Here is an 18714-nt window from a genome sequence, read left to right as displayed (position 1 = left end):
TACTGAGGATATCTTGTTTATAAAAAGGATATATTTGATTGTTTTATTCTTCTTGCATAGAAACAGTTTTTACATCCAGTTTTGCTTCTCTGGCTTTTGCTTCTTCTAACCACTTTGGCAGCAGTGTTTTTTTGAATTCCTCTTTTTCTGCTTCTAACTTTTCTATATCGAGCCCCACATAAGCCTGCGCTTTTTCCTTAGAAGATATATCTGGCATTTCTACAGGCTTATTATGTCCTAAATCGGCTAATAAACGGGCTAATTTCACTCTAGCTTCTTGCGCAATATTTAACCCACCACCTATGACTCTAGCGGTTTCTACTGGAGAATGAAAAGAAGCACCATGAGAAGCAGCAGCGTAATCCCAACGCCATTGTGCGTGACGGATGTCTGTTAAAACAGCGGCCATTTGTTCTTCAGTAGCTCCAAGATCCCATGCTTTTTTAGCTTCGATATGAGCTTTAACTAGTAAATCTTCTAATTTTAAGCGGTTTTCTGTAGACTTTTGTTGACGTTCAAATACATTAGCCATTAATTTACTTCCTTCCTCTCTATGGCATACCTGGCAGGCATTCGCTATATTATTTAACGGAGATTGTATGTGATGATCTGTAAATTTTTGCCCTCCTTCACTTTTATAAGGCATATGGCAATCTGCACAGGATACTCCACGATCAGCGTGTACACCTGTTACATAAGTTTCATAACCAGGATGTTGTGCTTTTAACATTGGGGTTTTACTAATTTTATGAGTCCAATCTTTAAATTCAAGGTCATCATAATATTTTTCCATATCCTCTACAGCCATTCCATTTTTCCATGGAAAAACTAGATATGGAGTTCCTTCTTTTCCCGGTAAATTTTTATTGAAATAGTATTCTACATGGCATTGTGCACATACCAACGATCGCATTTCTTGATGAGTAGCATTATTAATATCTTTACCCATAGCATCAAAAGCTTCTACCAGTGCAGGACGTGTAATGCGAAGTTTCATACTTTTAGGATCATGACAATCTGCACAGCCGATAGAATTTACAATTTCTGCTCCTTTATCAGCCCATTTTCCTTTATAAAACTCTTCAATTCCTATCTCATTCATCAATCTCGGTACATATGGACTTTTACAGGTCCAACAAGTAGCTGGCATTGGCCCATCACCTTTTCCTTTTGGACCTCCGGTTCTTAGAGTATTATGAATATCTTCGATAGCGTATGAATGTCCGCGTCCTTGATTATAATCTTTAGAGAAACCATATCCAGCAAATAGTACTACTAAACGTGGATCTTCTTCAAGCATATCGCGCATGGCAGAACCTCCTTGATAAGTGGAAAAACTGGTATCTGCCGTTTGAATAAAAGATTGATATTCCTTTTGAAAGTTTTCGCCCCAAACTGCATTTCGAGGTTCATTTTCACTAATATCCACTTTAGGTACATACTTATATTTTGCTTCAGACTTTCTATTAATAATACTGGAAGCAAGCAGTCCCAATAAAAATACTACGATAATAGTAACAATGAACAATACCTTATTTTTCATAATACTAGCTATTTATTTTTCTTCAATTTCCTTTTGTAACCATTCTGGAATAACAGCCTCTACTTCATCCGTAGGTATAGGCGCTATATTATATTTTATGGTAGAAATACCATGGCTACGTCCATGGGGGATTTCACGATGGCAACTCCAGCATTGCCTATCTGTTCTATCAGATGTGTGCCCATCTATCCAACCGTCATACTTAGTTTGGGTTACTTGTTGTACATGGCAACGAATACAATTATTCTGAACAACTTCTTGAGATGCCTCCCGCATAAAAATCACGTCAGGTTCTGCACGTAATGTAAATATAGAGGCATGATATAAGCCATCTTTAGCTTTAAAATAATATTTATTGAATATATTATCATGGGGAACATGGCAATCATTACACGAAGCCCATTCACGATGTGAACTATGCATCCAGCTATTATAAACTGGTGTCATTACATGACAATTAACACAGGTTTGTGGATTATCACCCATATACGATACCACCTCAGATTCTTTAGCCATAAATAGCCCTAATCCAATAAGAACAGCTATGAGAAAAACCGCAGTAGTACGCCAACGAGATTTTTTATCTGGTAATATTTTGCCTTTTATTGCCAAGATTTGCGTGGTGTTGGTTAGTCTTTAAATTTAACAAAAAAAAAGAACAAAATGGATGATTTAGTTTAGTTATTAAATTATACTTTTTATTCTCGCCCCTATGATAGGGTTAATCCCAATAGTAGGAATTAGTTACATCGATTATACCATTTTATAAATTAAAGCTCATTTCAAAATTGGTCACAATTACTTATGCTACCCTTTAAACAGAATTTATTGTTTTGTTAAATATTTTAAATCCTTAGAAAAAATCACAAAATTTATAACAAAAAAGGATTCAATATTAAGTTTAGACACTTCACTTTTGATTTAGGTTACTTCACTTAAATGATTAGAAATTTAATCTTAATATCAAACTATTTTAGTTAAGAATTCTAACACCATTATTGTCTATAAAATTATATGTATGTATTGTAATTATTTTATCACAGTCATTTTGGCTTGCTTTTGTTTCTTAAATGTGCAGGCACAAGAATTAACAGACGAACAAAAAGAACGTCTCGAATATAAAGTCGATGTTTTTTCTACAGATGACAAAGAACTGCAAGCATTATGGTATGAAGACCGAATGGATAAAATGAAGCTAACAGGAGAGTTACGAGAAAATTACAAGAAAATTGTGGTCTATCACACCTACAAAATGGAACGTCTAGGAAACCCAAAAGCTCAATTAAGTGATGAACAAATCCGTCATGAATTCCCGAAGCAGATACGAAAACTTCACAAGGATGTAGAAGACCTGCTCAACCCTAAACAATTTGAAATTCATAAGAACAGTTGGAATGCCATTCTTAAAGGTATTTATCAACGTAAAAATTGGAAATTAACTAACTAAACACTTGAGATATGATTTGGATTGAATTATTAGTTGTACTCTTTTTTATATTCTTGGGTTCAAAACTGGGAAGTATCGGTATTGGTTATGCTGGTGGTGCTGGTGTTGTTGTTCTTACCTTGGTTTTTGGACTCAAAGCTGGTTCGGTTCCAGTAGATGTAATACTCATTATTATGTCTGTAATAGCTGCCATTGCTGCGATGCAAAAGGCTGGCGGACTGGATTATCTAGTCAATGTATCTGAAAAGATTCTTAGAAAAAACCCAAAACGTGTTACGTTTATTGCGCCTACCGTAACCTATTGGATGACGTTATTGGCAGGAACTGGTCACACCGCTTATGCTGCTTTACCTGTAATTACTGAAGTGGCTAAAGAAGGAGGCGTAAGACCTTCTAAACCTTTAAGTATCTCTGTAGTAGCATCACAAATAGCAATTACAGCTTCTCCTATTTCAGCAGCTGTAGTGATTTTTGCAAGTTTTTTAGAGCCTTTAGGAGTATCGTACTTGCAACTTTTAGCTGTTGCTATTCCTTCTACAGTTTTAGCTTGTATGGTTGGAGCTATTGTAGCTAACAAATTAGGGAAACCCTTGGCTGAAGATCCAGAATATCAAAGACGTGTAGCGTCTGGATTGATAAAACAGAAAACAGAGGAACGTAGCGAAAGCCCCAAAAGCGCAAAATGGTCTGTGGGTATTTTTGGTGTTGCCATATTAATTATAGTAACCTACGCAAGCTTAATTTCTAAGAAAGTGGGGTTAATTCCTGATCCAACAATTAGTCGTAATCACGCCATAATGGCAATTATGTTATTAGCTGCTATGGTGATTGCATTAGTTTGTAAAATAAAACTTAATGAAGTTACAGGTATGTCCACTTTTAAATCGGGTATGAGTGCTGCAATATGCGTTCTTGGTGTTGCTTGGTTAGGAGATACTTTTGTGAGTAATCATATTGTAGAAATTAAAGAAGCAGCAGGAGGTATTTTAAATGAATATTCTTGGATGCTGGCAGTTGTTTTATTCTTAGCGAGTATGCTACTGTATTCTCAAGCAGCAACTACAACCGCATTAATGCCAGCTGCTTTAGCATTAGGAGTAAGCCCTATTGCTGCTATAGCTTCTTTTGCTGCTGTAAGTGCCCTGTTTGTATTACCTACGTATCCGACATTATTGGCTGCCGTAGAAATGGATGACACAGGCTCTACCAAAATAGGGAAATATGTATTTAATCACTCTTTTATTATTCCTGGAATAGTAACGATTGCTTCCAGTGTCATCTTCGGATTTATACTTGGAGGTCTTATTTTATAAACTCATAATCAAATCAAAATAAAGAACTTATGAAAACAAGAAAAGAAACAGATCTTTTAGGAGAGCTAGAAATAAACGGAGATTTGTATTATGGAGTTCATACACAAAGAGCTCTTAATAATTTTCAAATTTCGCATTCAATAATCGGAGATTATCCGTTTTTTATAAAAGGATTAGTAGTTACTAAAAAGGCGTGTGCATGTGCGAACAAAGAAATCGGAACAATTCCGGCAGATAAAGCAGATATGATCATTCAGGCTTGTGATGAAATTCTTGAAAATCTAGATAAGTACGCAGCATATTTTCCTTCAGATGTATTTCAAGGAGGAGCAGGTACTTCTGTAAATATGAATACTAATGAAGTGATTGCAAATGTAGCTTTAGAACTAAACGGACACGAAAAAGGAAGTTATGATATTTTACATCCTAATGATCACGTAAATAAATCACAGTCTACGAATGATGCCTATCCAACTGGCTTTAGGGTAGCTGTTTATTATTATATGAATCATTTGTTGGAAAAAATCAATGTACTGACCACTAGTTTTGATAAAAAGGCTGCCGAATTTAAAAATGTCCTTAAAATGGGTAGAACCCAATTACAAGATGCTGTACCCATGTCCTTGGGTGATGAATTTGGAGCTTGGTCTGCAAATTTAAAAGAAGAAACTAAAAACCTAAAAAATAGTCGTGACCTTATCTTAGAAGTTAATCTCGGTGCCACAGCAATCGGAACAAGAGTAAATGCACCTGATGGATTCACAGAACTGTCCATAGGGTATTTACAACAATTCACAAAGGCTAGTTTTGTGCCTGCCGCAAATTTGATAGAAGCGACTTCAGACTGTGGTGCGTATGTGATGATTTCAGGAGCTTTGAAAAGAACAGCGGTGAAGTTATCTAAAATTTGTAATGATTTAAGATTACTTTCTTCTGGACCCAGATGTGGATTAAATGAAATTAACCTTCCGGAAATGCAAGCAGGTTCTTCCATTATGCCAGCGAAGGTAAATCCGGTAATTCCTGAAGTAGCGAATCAGGTGTGTTTTAAGATTATTGGAAATGATGTGACCATTTCATTTGCAGCCGAGGCAGGACAATTACAGCTAAACGTAATGGAACCTGTAATTGCACAATGTATGTTTGAATCTGTAGAGCTACTCTCCAATGCATGTGTCACACTAGCCAAAAAATGTATTAATGGTATCACTGCCAATGAAGAGCATACCAAACAAATGGTGTTTAATTCGGTTGGAATTATCACCTTCTTAAACCCATACATTGGTCATCATATGGGAGATGTTCTGGGTAAAGAAGCTGTGGCAACAGGAAAATCAATTCGTGAATTGGTTCTCGAGAAAGAATTGCTTTCCGAAGAAGAATTAGATAAAATTCTCAGTGTAGATAATTTGATGCATCCAAAATATACAGCTGCATTACATAAAAATAATTGATTTTTCCAAAAGCAATAGAGAATACAAACTCTTTTATTATGAAATTATTTAATATAAAAATAAAGGCATTCCTAATAGTAGTTGTAATAACTGCTATTGGATTTGCTCAAGACACAGACCTTCCAAATGTAAAAATTCTAGCAACTGGAGGTACCATAGCGGGATCAGCTTCGTCAGCCACTTCTGGGAGTTATTCTGCAGGTCAGGTTGGTATTCAGACCATGATTAATGCTGTACCTGGTATAGAAAAACTGGCTGATGTCTCTGGAGAACAAGTTGCCAATGTGGGTTCGCAAGACATAACCGTTGAAATTTGGTTGAAATTGGCAAATCGGATTAATGAATTGTTAGCTTCTGACGACGTGGATGGCATCGTAGTAACTCATGGCACCGATACACAAGAAGAAACAGCATATTTTCTAAGCTTGGTTGTCAAAAGTGACAAGCCTGTGGTTACTACAGGTTCTATGCGTTCCTCAACTTCTATAAGTGCTGAAGGTCCTTTGAATCTATACAATGCGGTAGCTATTGCTTCGAACCCGGAAGCCAAAGGAAAAGGTGTGATGGTATCACTTAATGATCAAATACATGCAGCCCGCGACGTGAGTAAAATGAATACAACCAATGTCAATAGTTTTCAATCCCCTATTAAAGGGATGTTGGGTGGTGTGTTTTATGGCAGATTGGGCTTTTTCCGCGAACCAAACACAAAATTCGGAAACACCAGTAAGTTTTCAATAACGGGGGTCAAAAAATTACCCCGAGTTGATATTATTTATGCCTATGCAGATATGGCTCCGGATTTAATCGATATGCACGTAAAAGCTGGTGCCAAAGGAATTGTAATTGCTGGTGTTGGGAATGGTAATATGACGGATGCCATCCTGAATGCAGCAAAGAAAGCCTACGAAGATCATGGTGTTATTGTTGTTAGAAGTACACGTGCTGCCACTGGGTGGGTTTTGCGAGACAACGAGTTTAAAGATAAAGATTATCACACTGTTGCCTCTGGAGATTTAAATCCGGCTAAAGCAAGAATTTTATTAATGCTTGCGCTTTCTATGGGTGAAAAATTAAATGACATGCAAGAACTTTTTTATACGTACTAATTTAACAGAAATAGATTATGGCACTTAATCCATTATTTTTTAGGAAAACACTTGTTGCAGGAACAGGGCTGTTCTTATGTGTTTTCCTGGTAGTACATCTTTCTGCAAACTGCATTCTGTTATTACCCGAAGACATTGCTAGAGGAATGTATAATTCGTATTCGACTACTTTAAGGGAAAGTCCATTGATAAAGATTGTAGCGTATTTGTTATATCTATCTATTATTCTTCATGTGGTGTATGCATTACTGATTACTATCAGAAATAGAAAAGCGAAGCCACAAAAATATGTTATGAATCACGCTAACGAAAATAGCAGCTGGTCTTCTCGAAATATGGGGATTTTAGGAACGCTTATTTTGATCTTTATCGTTATACATTTAGTGAATTTTTGGGCGCGTATCAAATTAGGATTTGGTGATGCGGTAGCATTAGATGTAGATGGGAATAAAGATGTATATGAAGTAACGTATAGTCTTTTTCACAACATTTATTATGTTATCTTTTATACTATTATATCCGTACCGCTGGCATTTCACTTGTATCACGGTTTTAAAAGTGGTTTCAAAACCTTAGGCTTTTATCATAAAAAAGGATTAAAGATTATAGCAAAGGTCTCTTTGGTTTATGCTCTTATTATGGGTATTGGTTTCGGGATTATTCCATTCATTGTTTACCTCAAATAGAATATACAGATGAAATTAGATTCAAAAATTCCAGAAGGAAAACTAGAAGATAAGTGGCGTAACTATCAGGTTACATCACAATTGATCAATCCAGCCAATAAAAAGAAGTTAAATGTTATTGTAGTTGGTTCAGGACTTTCGGGTGCTGGAGCAGCTGCTACACTTGCAGAATTGGGATACGATGTACAATGCTTCTGTTACCAGGATTCTGCCAGAAGGGCACACTCTGTAGCAGCACAAGGAGGCATCAATGCGGCTAAGAATTATCAGCATGATGGAGATAGTGTTTGGAGAATGTTTTATGATACCTTGAAAGGTGGAGATTTTAGATCTCGCGAAGCGAATACCTATAGATTAGCCGAACTTTCTGCTCCGCTTATTGATCATTACGTACAACAAGGAGTTCCCTTTGCCAGAGAATACGGAGGCGTATTAGTCAATCGTAGTTTTGGGGGAGTACAGGTACAGCGTACTTTTTATGCCAGAGGGCAAACAGGACAGCAATTATTAATGGCTGCATATTCTCAGTTGTATAAAATGGTACGTGCTAAGAAAGTAAAGATGTTCCCACGTAGTGAAATGCTGGATTTGGTAGTTATTGACGGAAAAGCAAAAGGAATCATCGTTCGTGATTTGGTAACAGGTGAACTTAAACGCTACGCTGCAGATGCTGTAGTACTGGCAACTGGTGGGTATTCTCGTGTTTTCAGATTATCTACATTGGCTATTGGATGTAATGGTAGTGCCTTATGGAAAGCTCATAAAAAAGGAGCCTTATTTGCAGCTCCCAGTTTTACACAAATTCACCCAACAGCATTGCCACAATCTAGCGAAGCGCAATCTAAACTTACCTTGATGTCAGAATCGCTTCGTAATGATGGAAGAATATGGGTGCCTAAACAACAACAGGATGCAAGAAAAGCAAACGATATACCGGAGGATGAACGAGATTATTATTTAGAACGAAGATATCCAAGCTTTGGAAATTTAGCACCTCGTGATATAGCCTCGAGAGCCGCAAAAGAGCGAATAGATGCAGGATATGGCGTGGGGAGATTAAAGAATGCCGTTTACCTTGATTTTAGACATGCCATCGAAAAATTCGGAATCCTGACGATTAAAGATCGCTATGGAAACCTCTTTACGATGTATAAAAAAATCACAGGGATTGATGCCTATAGAGAACCTATGCAAATATCACCTGCGGCGCACTTCTCTATGGGAGGATTATGGGTAGATTATGAATTAATGACTACGATACCCGGATTGTATGCGATAGGCGAATGTAATTTCTCTGATCATGGAGCTAATAGACTGGGAGCAAATTCATTACTTCAAGCAAGTATTGATGGCTATTTTGTGCTTCCGAATACGATAAATAATTACTTGGCAAGTGCTTTAAAAGAAGATCATCCAACTACAGATCATCCTGAATTTGAAAAAGCCGAGAAAGCGGTAAAAGCTGATATAGATAGAATTTTGAATATCAATGGTACGAAAACCGTAGATCATTTCCATAGAGAATTAGGAAAAGTGATGTGGCAAGAATGCGCTATGAGCCGCAATAAAAAAGGATTGGAAAATGCTATAGCACAAATAAAAACAATACGTGATGAATTCTGGAAAGATGTAAAAATTACCGGTAGTAGTAATGAACTGAATACAGAACTAGAAAAAGCCTTGCGATTAGCTGACTTTATTGAATTAGGAATTTTAATGTGTACAGATGCATTAGAACGTGACGAATCCTGTGGAGCACATTTTAGAGAAGAATTCCAGACAGAAGATGGTGAAGCAGTGAGAGTAGATGAAGACTATTCTTATGTATCTGCCTGGGAGTATGATGATGGAGATTTTAAGTTGCACAAGGAAGAACTAGAATTTGAATTTGTAAAACCTTCGGTGAGAAGTTATAAATGATATATTATGAAAGTAACATTCAAAATATGGAGACAGGAAGGACCTGAGGATAAAGGAGCGATTAGAGACTATGAAGTAGATGGATTGACGGAAGATATGTCTTTTCTGGAAGCACTAGATCATTTAAATGAATTATTGGTCCTTAAAAACGAAAAAGTAATTGCTTACGAATATGATTGTCGTGAAGGGATTTGTGGGCAATGTGGTGTTTTTATCAATGGTCGTGCACACGGACCACACGATAATATGACTACCTGTCAATTACATATGCGTAGCTTTAAAGATGGAGATACCATTGTCGTAGAACCTTGGAGAGCTGCCTCTTTTCCGGTAATTAAAGATCTGATTGTAGATCGTTCTGCTTTTGATAGAATCATTGAACAGGGAGCGTATATAACCGCAAAAACAGGAACAGCACCGGAAGCCAATGCCATTCCTATTCCCAAAGAAATATCCGATAATGCTATGGATGCTGCCGCTTGTATTGGATGTGGAGCTTGTGTTGCGACCTGTAAAAATTCTTCAGCTGCATTATTTACTGCTGCAAAAATTAATCACCTCAATAGGTTACCACAAGGAAAAGCGGAAGAACACAAACGGGTACAAGAAATGACGTATCAAATGGAAATTGAAGGATTTGGGAGTTGCACGTTTACTGGTGCTTGCGAAGTAGAATGCCCAGAAGGAATTTCGATACTAAATATCGCAGAAATGAATGCTCGTAATGCTAAAGCTAAATTATTAGGCTAACATAAGTTTTTTGAATGACTAAATTATTTAAGTGTATGAAAAATGTCAATTTTCCATTAATAAATGTTATAGTGATTGTTATGACTCTACTCCTGATGAATGGAATATATGCACAAGCCACTAATGCTGAAGAAACAAGGACTTCAGAAAACGAAAAAAAAGATTCAAATTGGATAGATGAAATTACCTCTCGGGTTACACCTTATGGGAGTATACGAATTGGAGCTGGTTTTGCTGAAGAAGGTGAAATAGGAATTTCTAATAATGCTCCACGTGTAGGGTTAAAATTTAAACATGCCTTGTCCAATGACGAAGCAGAAAATTTTAACATCATTGGCGGTATTGAGTTTGGTGTAAACCTTGTATCAAGAGATGATACCGTAGAGTTTGCGGTAGATCCTGGAGCAGGGATTGCACAAGTTGGTGATGCAGTATTTACTCGATTAGGGTTTGTTGGAGTTTCTTATCAAGATTTTGAATTTACATTCGGGAAACAAAACTCTGTGTATTATACAATGGGAGCTGTTGAAATAGATCGCTTCTTAGCCTTTGGAGGTGCTGCTATTGGTGTATGGAACATCTCTGATGGTGGAGTTTCTGGGACAGGTCGTGCCAATCAGGTTTTTATTCTAAAATACCAAAAGAATGGATTAAGTCTGGGAGTTCAAGCAGAAGCACGAAATATCTCTGACAATAGTGAAAGTATTGATACCTATGGATTTGGAGCTAATTATAAAATAGGAGGACTTGGTATAGGAGTTGGTTACAACAAAGTGAATGATGGAGTCGAAGATCCATTACCAAATCAAGCAAAAGTTGGTGATGAGGCTTTTGTGGCTTCTGTTTCTTATGAAATAAATAGATTTACACTAGCAGCTTCGTATGCTATTTTAAAACAACATCAACGATTAGGGGATGTTTTTTATGATGCTAAAGGTGTTGAGTTCTATGCTCGTTATAAATTCTCAACGAATAAACGATGGCATGTTGCTGCAGGTTTCAATTATTTAAAACCAGATGATGACCAAAATCTAGGTGATTTTGACACCAAATTCGGAATTACCGAAGTAGGCTATAACTTTAAAAAATCCAGTCATATTTTTGCTGCTGCAAGTATAGATTACAGTGAAGATGGTATTGGTGATAGACGTAGTCAAAGTATTTTTGGTGTAGGGATTCGATTTGGGTTTTGAATAAGAAAAAACGGTAAACAAACTGATGATTATGGATAAAATTATAAACTCCAAATAGATTATGGAAATAGGTCCTAGGGACACTATTGTTATAGCCTGTCTAGTCCTGTTTCTGGGCAAGTATATTAACAAGAAAATATCCTTTTTTAGAGCATATAACATTCCTGAACCTGTGACGGGCGGAGTGATTTTCTCTATATTTTTCGGTATTCTTTATACTATTACGGGTATAGAGGTAAACTTTGCTCTTGAATTAAGGGATGCACTTCTCATCATCTTTTTCATAACAATAGGGCTTTCTTCAAGATTAAAAACACTATTAAAAGGAGGTAAATCGTTAGCCCTACTTTTAGTAGTAGCGGTAGGATATCTTTTTATCCAAAACCTTAATGGTATTGGTATTGCTTATATTACTGGTATGTCAAGTGTGACAGGGATTTTAGGCGGCTCTGTTTCTTTCAGTGGCGGACATGGTACTACTATTGCCTGGGTTCCTACTTTTCAAAACGATTTCGGTATTGAAAATGCCATGGAAATGGGTATTGCTTGCGCAACTATTGGCTTAGTACTTGGAGGCTTTATAGGAGGTCCCATTGCAAAATTTCTAATAAAAAAACACAATCTAAAACCAAAAGATAGCAAACCCGTTACGGTAGGAGTACGCCATGGTAAAGGGGATACTGTAGAAATGAATTATAATAACGTTTTGCAAATGATTTATTTCATTTTCTCAACAGCAGGGTTGGGTATAGGAATTAATGAATTGCTCGTATGGATAGGGCTCTCACTCCCGTCTTTTGTCACAGCATTGTTTGCAGGCATTATCATTACCAACCTAATTCCGGTATTTTCTAAAAATTTTCATTGGGAACCTGAAAAATCAAAACCTCTGGCCATGGCCTCGGATTTATCATTGGGGCTTTTTTTAGCCATGTCATTAATGAGTCTTCAATTGTGGACACTGACTGATTTGGCTGGACCACTATTCCTAATTGTAATTGTACAGGTGTTAGTGATTTCTGTTTTCGTAATTGTAGTTGTTTTTAGAATTATTGGTAAAGATTATGATGCTGCCGTGATGAGTGCAGGATATGCTGGATTAGCTTTGGGCGCAACACCTACGGCAATTGCCAATATGACTGCAGTAACTAAAAAGTTTGGGGGATCGCCTAAGGCATTCATTGTTGTTCCTCTGGTTGGTGCTTTTTTTATTGACCTATCTAATGCTTTGATTATTAAACTTTTATTAGGTGTTTTTGGGTAGTTATTACTTTATTTATGATGATATCAGTTATGAAAAAACTTTATTTAATACTTGCTTTACTAACATGTTTTTTTAGCTATTCACAATCTTCTTCGGATAACCTTGAAAATAATTCCCAAAATAGGTTCAGATTCATAGAGATAAAATCTCATTTTGGTGCTTTTCTGAAATCAGATAATGCTTTAGGGAATAGTGGTATTTTAGACAATGGTTATGGCGGAGTAACCGTGAAATTAGGATGGCAACCAACCAATCCAAATGGATGGGCTAGCAGATATGGATATCCATCTTATGGTATTGGAGCGTATGTTGGATTTCTGAGTGATGCTAATGTTTTTGGAAATCCAAATGCTATTTATGGTTTTATGAATTTTCCTATATCTGGGTCTCATAAGAGAAATGTTTTTAGTATTGAACCCTCTCTCGGGATTACGTATAATTTGAATCCTTTTGATGAAGACACCAATGAGTTAAACACTTCTATAGGAGCCAGAGCAGCAGTGTATTTTAATATTGATCTTGGATTCACCTATAAGTTTACAAGAGAGTTAGATTTGTTATATGGATTCGATTTTACTCATTTTAGTAACGGTTCTACGTTTAGACCTAATAGAGGTCTTAATCTGTATGGTATCAATTTAGGGATGCGCTATAATTATAATGCAGCTCAGTTTAAGAAAGATAATGATCCATATACAAATAATGTATTGCCAGCCAGATTTAAACGACCTTTACGCGCTGCTCGAGATACAACAGGTGGAAATTATATAAGCGTATATGTAGCTGGAGGAGTCGGACAAACCGATAGAGAAATTGGAACCAATACAGTATTCGGAACTTTTTCTGGAGTGCTTGATTATGAACATCAATTCAATGAAGTACATACCTTAACGGGTGGTGTTGATTTCTTTTACGATAATCGTTTTCGAGATGTTGAAGCTTCTGAAAGAACATTAATAGGAGTTCATGCTGGTTATGATTTTTCATTCTGGAAATTAGCTATGAAATTTCAGATCGGTACGTATGTGTCCGATGATAAAGGAAAAGGTGGATATTTTATGCGACCTGCATTACGATATAATATTTCTAAAACTTTCTTTGCACAAATTGGTCTTAAAACACTAGATGGAGGTTCTGCAGATTATATAGAATATGGTTTTGGTTTTAAGCCTTTTAAATGGTAAGGAGTAAGTAATAATAGTATACTAAAAAAAAGGGATGAGTTTTTTCGATGTTCTTGATATACTAGGTACGATTGCTTTTGCTATTTCTGGTGCATTAGCTGCGATAAAAAGACAAATGGATCTCTTCGGTATCTTTATTGTAGCATTCGTTACGGCCTTAGGCGGAGGTATTCTAAGAGATGTCTTTATTGGGAATACGCCGGTTTGGTGGATGGGACATTTCTATATCGTACACTTTATTAGCATTTCTGTTATTTTGGCTATAGTATTTCGAAATAGGATTTATTTTTTAACGAAATCACTCTTTATATTCGACACCATTGGCCTAGCCATATTTACAATTAGCGGTGTGCAAATTGGAATTTCTGCAAGTTTGGATCCAGCCGTAAGTGTTGTACTTGGAATTATGACGGGATGTTTCGGAGGAGTAATCCGTGATATTTTGTGTAACAAAATTCCAATACTTTTCAGAAAAGAAATTTATGCACTAGCTTCCCTTGCTGGTGGAGTATGTTATATCATTCTTTACTCCTTAAAATTCGATAAAAATATATCATATCTAAGCACTATTGCATTAGTGGTTGTTATACGAGTTTTGGCGGTAAGATTTAGTATTTCTTTACCAACTTTTACCATCAAAAAGAAATAAAAAAAATAGTTAAAAACCTTTTACATTATAATTAATATAAACACATATGAAAACTTTACTTTATGCGGCTTCTATCTTTTTAATAGTAACATCCTGCGCACCAAAATTGGGCTCTACCTGGAAATCAAAAGACTACAAAGGACGTACATATACTAAAATTGCAGTTGTTGGTATCAGTGAAGATCTGGCAGCGCGTAAAGCCTTCGAAAATAATGCTGTTCAATTACTAAAAGACAATGGTATTCATGCAATTACGGGGATCACTATTTTTCCACCAAAGATGTCTCCTAAAAAAGGTGAAGACGCAAAATTTATTAAAATTTTAAAGGATAATGATATTGATGGAGTCATCACGATGAGTTTGATCAATACGAAAGAATCACAAAGGTATACGCCAGGCGAGACGTATGCAGTCCCATTAGGATATAGACGTTTTGGCAGATATTATTACAGAACATATAGTTATATTTCTACCCCAGGATATTATCAAGATGAAAAATCATATCTAATAGAAGCTGTTTTATATGATGTTGCAGGAGAATTGCAAGAAGGTCAAAATACTTTGGTATGGTCAGGTCAAAGTGCTTTAATTAACCCATCTTCTTCACAAAATGCAGCAGTAACTTTTACCAGCGAAATGGTAGCGTCCTTACTCAATGATATGGTAATTTTACCGTCTCAAAATTGATATAGATGTAATAAAAACTCTTGATCAAAATCGAAACCTAACGATCGATCTTGCATAAAAATGTTGTGTATCAGGTATTACTTTTCCGAATGTAAAAAAATGATCGAAGCCAATGGAAATATTATGATAAGAAAGAAAGATTCCATTGGTAAGCGTTATATGATTATTACTTATATTATCTAAAGCAAATTCAAAATCCCTATCAAATAAATTACCTTGTGCTGTGGCATCAAACCCTGTTATAGTACCACCAATCGTTGACTTTAAGTAATACTTAAATTTTTTATCAGATAGAATACTATTACCAAAAGCAGCTGATTTATATAGTTCTCCGAATTTACCAATACGTAAACCTACCGCAGGACTAATGTCAATATATAGATTTCCTAATCGTGTGTCTACCATCCCAAATACATCAAACAATTTGCTTTTAGGTGTAAAATCATATACGATTTTAGTGTTTATGTTAAAAATGAATTGATTTGGGATTTGAAATCTCCACCCATCAAAAGTAGATCCTCCTGTTATGTTATTGTGAAACCATCCCTGAAGCTCTTCAGCTTGGGATAAAGGTCCCATAACCCCTGCCAAAAGACCAACTTCAAAAAAGGATTTTTCGAAAACATATGTTGCATCAAGTGTCCCATATAATATACCTGCAAAAGGTCTGTCAAAATTAGAAACACTCTGTTGATCAGATTCTATGACTATTGATTTGTTAGAAGGAGTATACCCTTCTAAACGTAATTCGGTTCCAAAAAAGTAATCACTTTTAGAAGGAAATAGTTTTTCAAGTCGTAATAGTCTCTCTGTTCTGAAGTCGTATTGTATTCCTACTCCAAAGGTGTAATAGCGATCAGAAATTTGCCAAGCAACCAAAGCATCGTTATCTGTAGTTAAAGAAACTTCTTTATCATAATGTCGTGTTTGTTGCGCTTTCAATTGTGCTACATAGCTTAAAGAAGCAAAAACAATATGGAGGTATCGAATTAGGTTCATGATTTCCAGATTTAGCTAATATTTCTTAATGACTATATTAAAAGTACTGGATAATCAAAAGATCCATACGGTATTCTTTGGTCAAGTTGCTAAAAATAAAGGTGAACTATCCTATGTTTACAATGAAATAATATAAACTAGTTTTATGTTTTATAATCTTGACATATACATACTGTAGTTCTTGAGATAGCTGATACTCAAAACAAATAAATCATTTGATATCCAACTGATACTCACTTTTCATTTAGAACGTTTCACCTATGCTTTTTTGCTGTTTCAGAAGAAAAATCATAGCCTCCTTCATAAACTTAATCTACTTTTACACAATAATATATATCTAGTTATGACAAAAAGTATTCTTATTTATGTAGTATTTGCTTTTATACTATATAGCTGCCAAGGTACCCAGGGAAATAATAAATCATTAGAAGGAAATGAAGCTATCCAAAGTAAAATTCTTCTAAATGATATTTGGAGTATGACAAAAATTAATGGCGAAGACTATAAAGATGTTGCTCAAAAACGACCACAATTAGAATTTAATCATAGAGAGAATAAATTTACTGGAAATGATGGTTGTAATCAAATTTTTGGAAATTTAAAAAGACTAACGAATACACATTTAGAATTTGATGCTATAGGAGCAACCAGAATGAAATGTATTGAAGCAAAAACCTCAGTGCAATATCAAAACTTGCTCAGAGAAATTAGATATTATAAAATAGAAAACCTCACCTTGTCTTTACTTGATACTGAAAATAAAGCCTTAATGGTGTTTAAAAAAATAGATTGAAGTGTTCTTAGGAATAATTCTTCATTTTAAAACATATGTTTAATTTGTAAAAAACTACAATAATGAGAGATATAAAAAGATATATTATAAGTGCGGTATTTGGTGTTTTTTTAATAACATCTTGTTCAGAAAAACAAGCTTGTTCTAAGGGAGTAAATGGTACTTTGGTAAATATGTTAGGATTGGATGGGTGCTCTTGGGTAATTCAGTTAGATACTGGTGAAAAATTACAACCAGTTAATCTGTTTGATTTCGAAATTGACAAGAAAAATGAGCCAAGGATATCCATAGTGTATAAAGAAGCTGAAGCTATGGCGGGAATTTGTATGGTGGGCAAAATGGTAGAAATATCTTGCCTAAAAGTAATCCATTAAGAATTAGGTGCAGAGAGAGACCTTGTTAGAGGTTTTTAAATCCCTATAAATAAATTACCAGACTTGATAATGTACTAGTACGATGATTTCAGTCCGGTAATTTTTGATAAGAACATAAAGTGCTTCGCTCTTGTGAATATAGAGAAACTTTATCTTATAATCATAGTCTGATTTTTTTTACATTTTAAAAGCTAAAACTGGTAAGGTTGCATGATGCACAAGATCTTCTGATATGCTTCCTCCAAAAAAGTGAACCAAACCTGTTCTACCGTGAGTTGACATAGCAATCATATCCATATTTGTATTATTAGCATAACTTAGAATTCCAGCTTCAACTGAATAATCCGATATATATTCAATCGTAGGTAACCTGTTTAGGTTTCCATCAGCTTTTTCTAAGAAATTTTTTGCTTGTTCTTTTATTTCTGTAGTGCTTTGGAAATTTGAATATGGTAAATTAACGTGCAATAAAGTAGTTTCACTGTTCATCGTAGATAATAAGTCTAGTGCTTTTTTGAACGCAGGAATACTTTCTTCAGAAAAATCTGTAGCATATACTACCTTATCAAAATCTACATTAGTAAGTTTAGATTTAACGATCAATACGGGGACATTACTATGTCTAACGACTTTTGCAGTGTTAGATCCAGAAAATATACCTTCTTGTCGACTGTGACCATGAGATCCCATCACAATAAGATCTGCTCCAATATCTTTGGCTACTTGATCAAGTTCATCAAATACTTTATGGTGCTTAATTATTGTTTCAATTTCTATACCTTCTAAATAATCCTTTTGCAAAAATTCTTCAAACTTCTTACTTGCTAATTTTAGCATAAATAGCGTTTCATTCTGTGTTTCAGTGCCAGATACCGACAAAACCGCTTCTGATAATTCTAACATATGAATAACGATGATTTGTGCATTATGTTTTTTTGCTAAAGCAGCCGAAGTTTCCAGTGCATACTCAGAGTATTTAGAGAAATCTATAGGGACTATTATTTTTTTCATGTAGATGAAGTTTAAATGATTTGTGAAAACATAAATGTAAAAAAAAGAGCGTAAAGAAATGTGTTTTTTCTTGACAATTATATTCCTTCATATCTAATACCGTTTCTGACTTACTATTACCCACTAAAATCTGTTCTTTTTCATTGATGCTTCAAAATAAAATGTAATCGTAGCATAGGCTATGCTGACATTTTCTCTTTTGTCCAAACAAAAAACACTTCAGTATAAAGTCGGGAAGCTTCACTTTCGCTTTTGGTTGTTTCACTCGAAAACTCAATAATTAGCAGCCCATACCGAGCTACATTTGTACTAGAAAACAAAGATAAGTATAGCACTA

The 18714-nt window shown here is 35.3% G+C and carries 18 protein-coding genes; 14 read left to right on the top strand and 4 right to left on the bottom strand.

The window, feature by feature from the left end:
- Positions 1-43: 43 nt before the first annotated feature.
- Both nrfA and nrfH read right to left on the bottom strand, forming a co-directional pair.
- The gene (gene nrfA / locus Q0829_RS01590; RefSeq protein WP_298539124.1) at positions 44-1543 is read right to left on the bottom strand and encodes an ammonia-forming cytochrome c nitrite reductase; all 1500 of its coding nucleotides are present in this window, start codon (positions 1541-1543) and stop codon (positions 44-46) included.
- A 12-nt stretch (positions 1544-1555) separates the two neighbouring features.
- Positions 1556-2155, bottom strand: a complete 600-nt coding sequence (gene nrfH, locus Q0829_RS01585) for a cytochrome c nitrite reductase small subunit (RefSeq protein WP_298311285.1) — start codon at positions 2153-2155, stop codon at positions 1556-1558.
- Between the two features lie 406 nt (positions 2156-2561).
- Between nrfH and Q0829_RS01580 the strand changes: the two genes are divergently transcribed.
- From Q0829_RS01580 to Q0829_RS01525, 12 genes are all read left to right on the top strand, one after another.
- A complete protein-coding gene (locus tag Q0829_RS01580) occupies positions 2562-2990 on the top strand; it encodes a hypothetical protein (protein WP_298539120.1) in 429 nt (142 codons plus the stop codon).
- A gap of 11 nt (positions 2991-3001) precedes the next feature.
- Entirely contained in the window at positions 3002-4303 is a 1302-nt protein-coding gene (locus tag Q0829_RS01575) for an anaerobic C4-dicarboxylate transporter (protein ID WP_298539118.1), read from the top strand.
- A gap of 29 nt (positions 4304-4332) precedes the next feature.
- Positions 4333-5757: an aspartate ammonia-lyase gene (aspA, locus tag Q0829_RS01570; RefSeq protein ID WP_298539114.1), complete on the top strand. Its 1425-nt coding sequence runs from the start codon at positions 4333-4335 to the stop codon at positions 5755-5757.
- Between the two features lie 38 nt (positions 5758-5795).
- Positions 5796-6866 (top strand): type II asparaginase, encoded by a 1071-nt coding sequence (locus Q0829_RS01565; protein ID WP_298539112.1) that lies wholly within the window; start codon positions 5796-5798, stop codon positions 6864-6866.
- A 17-nt stretch (positions 6867-6883) separates the two neighbouring features.
- Positions 6884-7552, top strand: coding sequence for a succinate dehydrogenase cytochrome b subunit (locus tag Q0829_RS01560; protein ID WP_298539111.1), 669 nt, complete (start codon positions 6884-6886; stop codon positions 7550-7552).
- A gap of 9 nt (positions 7553-7561) precedes the next feature.
- Positions 7562-9472: a fumarate reductase/succinate dehydrogenase flavoprotein subunit gene (locus Q0829_RS01555; RefSeq protein WP_298539108.1), complete on the top strand. Its 1911-nt coding sequence runs from the start codon at positions 7562-7564 to the stop codon at positions 9470-9472.
- Between the two features lie 6 nt (positions 9473-9478).
- A complete protein-coding gene (locus tag Q0829_RS01550) occupies positions 9479-10222 on the top strand; it encodes a succinate dehydrogenase/fumarate reductase iron-sulfur subunit (RefSeq protein ID WP_149625719.1) in 744 nt (247 codons plus the stop codon).
- Positions 10223-10257: 35 nt separating this feature from the next.
- Positions 10258-11415 carry a porin gene (locus Q0829_RS01545; RefSeq protein WP_298539103.1) on the top strand — a complete coding sequence of 386 codons (1158 nt, stop codon included), beginning with the start codon at positions 10258-10260 and terminating at the stop codon, positions 11413-11415.
- A 61-nt stretch (positions 11416-11476) separates the two neighbouring features.
- A complete protein-coding gene (gene gltS, locus Q0829_RS01540) occupies positions 11477-12679 on the top strand; it encodes a sodium/glutamate symporter (RefSeq protein WP_298539100.1) in 1203 nt (400 codons plus the stop codon).
- A 29-nt stretch (positions 12680-12708) separates the two neighbouring features.
- Positions 12709-13863, top strand: coding sequence for an acyloxyacyl hydrolase (locus Q0829_RS01535; RefSeq protein WP_298539097.1), 1155 nt, complete (start codon positions 12709-12711; stop codon positions 13861-13863).
- Between the two features lie 34 nt (positions 13864-13897).
- Positions 13898-14512 carry a trimeric intracellular cation channel family protein gene (locus tag Q0829_RS01530; RefSeq protein WP_298539095.1) on the top strand — a complete coding sequence of 205 codons (615 nt, stop codon included), beginning with the start codon at positions 13898-13900 and terminating at the stop codon, positions 14510-14512.
- Positions 14513-14558: 46 nt separating this feature from the next.
- Positions 14559-15200: a hypothetical protein gene (locus tag Q0829_RS01525; RefSeq protein ID WP_298539093.1), complete on the top strand. Its 642-nt coding sequence runs from the start codon at positions 14559-14561 to the stop codon at positions 15198-15200.
- A gap of 24 nt (positions 15201-15224) precedes the next feature.
- Here Q0829_RS01525 and Q0829_RS01520 read toward each other — a convergent pair whose 3' ends face one another.
- Entirely contained in the window at positions 15225-16199 is a 975-nt protein-coding gene (locus tag Q0829_RS01520) for a lipid A-modifier LpxR family protein (protein WP_298539091.1), read from the bottom strand.
- 343 nt (positions 16200-16542) lie between these two features.
- Here Q0829_RS01520 and Q0829_RS01515 point away from each other — a divergent pair, with 343 nt between their 5' ends.
- Together Q0829_RS01515 and Q0829_RS01510 are read left to right on the top strand one after the other, a co-directional pair.
- On the top strand, positions 16543-16992 hold the full coding sequence (locus Q0829_RS01515; protein ID WP_298539089.1) for an META domain-containing protein: 450 nt from the start codon (positions 16543-16545) through the stop codon (positions 16990-16992).
- Positions 16993-17054: 62 nt separating this feature from the next.
- A complete protein-coding gene (locus Q0829_RS01510) occupies positions 17055-17366 on the top strand; it encodes a hypothetical protein (RefSeq protein WP_298539087.1) in 312 nt (103 codons plus the stop codon).
- Positions 17367-17543: 177 nt separating this feature from the next.
- Here Q0829_RS01510 and Q0829_RS01505 read toward each other — a convergent pair whose 3' ends face one another.
- Positions 17544-18377 (bottom strand): universal stress protein, encoded by an 834-nt coding sequence (locus Q0829_RS01505; protein WP_298539085.1) that lies wholly within the window; start codon positions 18375-18377, stop codon positions 17544-17546.
- Positions 18378-18714: the final 337 nt, after the last annotated feature.

Origin of the sequence: uncultured Aquimarina sp., from assembly GCF_947492405.1 — a bacterium.
In the GTDB taxonomy this organism is placed as follows: Bacteria; Bacteroidota; Bacteroidia; order Flavobacteriales; family Flavobacteriaceae; genus Aquimarina.
This window is presented reverse-complemented; position numbering and strand designations above follow the sequence as displayed.

Excerpts from the sequence above, each read along its gene's own strand:
- Q0829_RS01580 (WP_298539120.1), top strand. The coding sequence starts at position 2,562 with ATGTATTGTAATTATTTTATCACAGTCATTTTGGCTTGCTTTTGTTTC.
- Q0829_RS01525 (WP_298539093.1), top strand. The coding sequence starts at position 14,559 with ATGAAAACTTTACTTTATGCGGCTTCTATCTTTTTAATAGTAACATCC.
- Q0829_RS01555 (WP_298539108.1), top strand. The coding sequence starts at position 7,562 with ATGAAATTAGATTCAAAAATTCCAGAAGGAAAACTAGAAGATAAGTGG.
- Q0829_RS01545 (WP_298539103.1), top strand. The coding sequence starts at position 10,258 with ATGAAAAATGTCAATTTTCCATTAATAAATGTTATAGTGATTGTTATG.
- Q0829_RS01565 (WP_298539112.1), top strand. The coding sequence starts at position 5,796 with ATGAAATTATTTAATATAAAAATAAAGGCATTCCTAATAGTAGTTGTA.
- aspA (WP_298539114.1), top strand. The coding sequence starts at position 4,333 with ATGAAAACAAGAAAAGAAACAGATCTTTTAGGAGAGCTAGAAATAAAC.
- Q0829_RS01530 (WP_298539095.1), top strand. The coding sequence starts at position 13,898 with ATGAGTTTTTTCGATGTTCTTGATATACTAGGTACGATTGCTTTTGCT.
- Q0829_RS01575 (WP_298539118.1), top strand. The coding sequence starts at position 3,002 with ATGATTTGGATTGAATTATTAGTTGTACTCTTTTTTATATTCTTGGGT.
- gltS (WP_298539100.1), top strand. The coding sequence starts at position 11,477 with ATGGAAATAGGTCCTAGGGACACTATTGTTATAGCCTGTCTAGTCCTG.
- Q0829_RS01535 (WP_298539097.1), top strand. The coding sequence starts at position 12,709 with ATGAAAAAACTTTATTTAATACTTGCTTTACTAACATGTTTTTTTAGC.
- Q0829_RS01510 (WP_298539087.1), top strand. The coding sequence starts at position 17,055 with ATGAGAGATATAAAAAGATATATTATAAGTGCGGTATTTGGTGTTTTT.
- Q0829_RS01550 (WP_149625719.1), top strand. The coding sequence starts at position 9,479 with ATGAAAGTAACATTCAAAATATGGAGACAGGAAGGACCTGAGGATAAA.
- Q0829_RS01560 (WP_298539111.1), top strand. The coding sequence starts at position 6,884 with ATGGCACTTAATCCATTATTTTTTAGGAAAACACTTGTTGCAGGAACA.
- nrfA (WP_298539124.1), bottom strand. The coding sequence starts at position 1,543 with ATGAAAAATAAGGTATTGTTCATTGTTACTATTATCGTAGTATTTTTA.
- Q0829_RS01505 (WP_298539085.1), bottom strand. The coding sequence starts at position 18,377 with ATGAAAAAAATAATAGTCCCTATAGATTTCTCTAAATACTCTGAGTAT.
- Q0829_RS01520 (WP_298539091.1), bottom strand. The coding sequence starts at position 16,199 with ATGAACCTAATTCGATACCTCCATATTGTTTTTGCTTCTTTAAGCTAT.
- Q0829_RS01515 (WP_298539089.1), top strand. The coding sequence starts at position 16,543 with ATGACAAAAAGTATTCTTATTTATGTAGTATTTGCTTTTATACTATAT.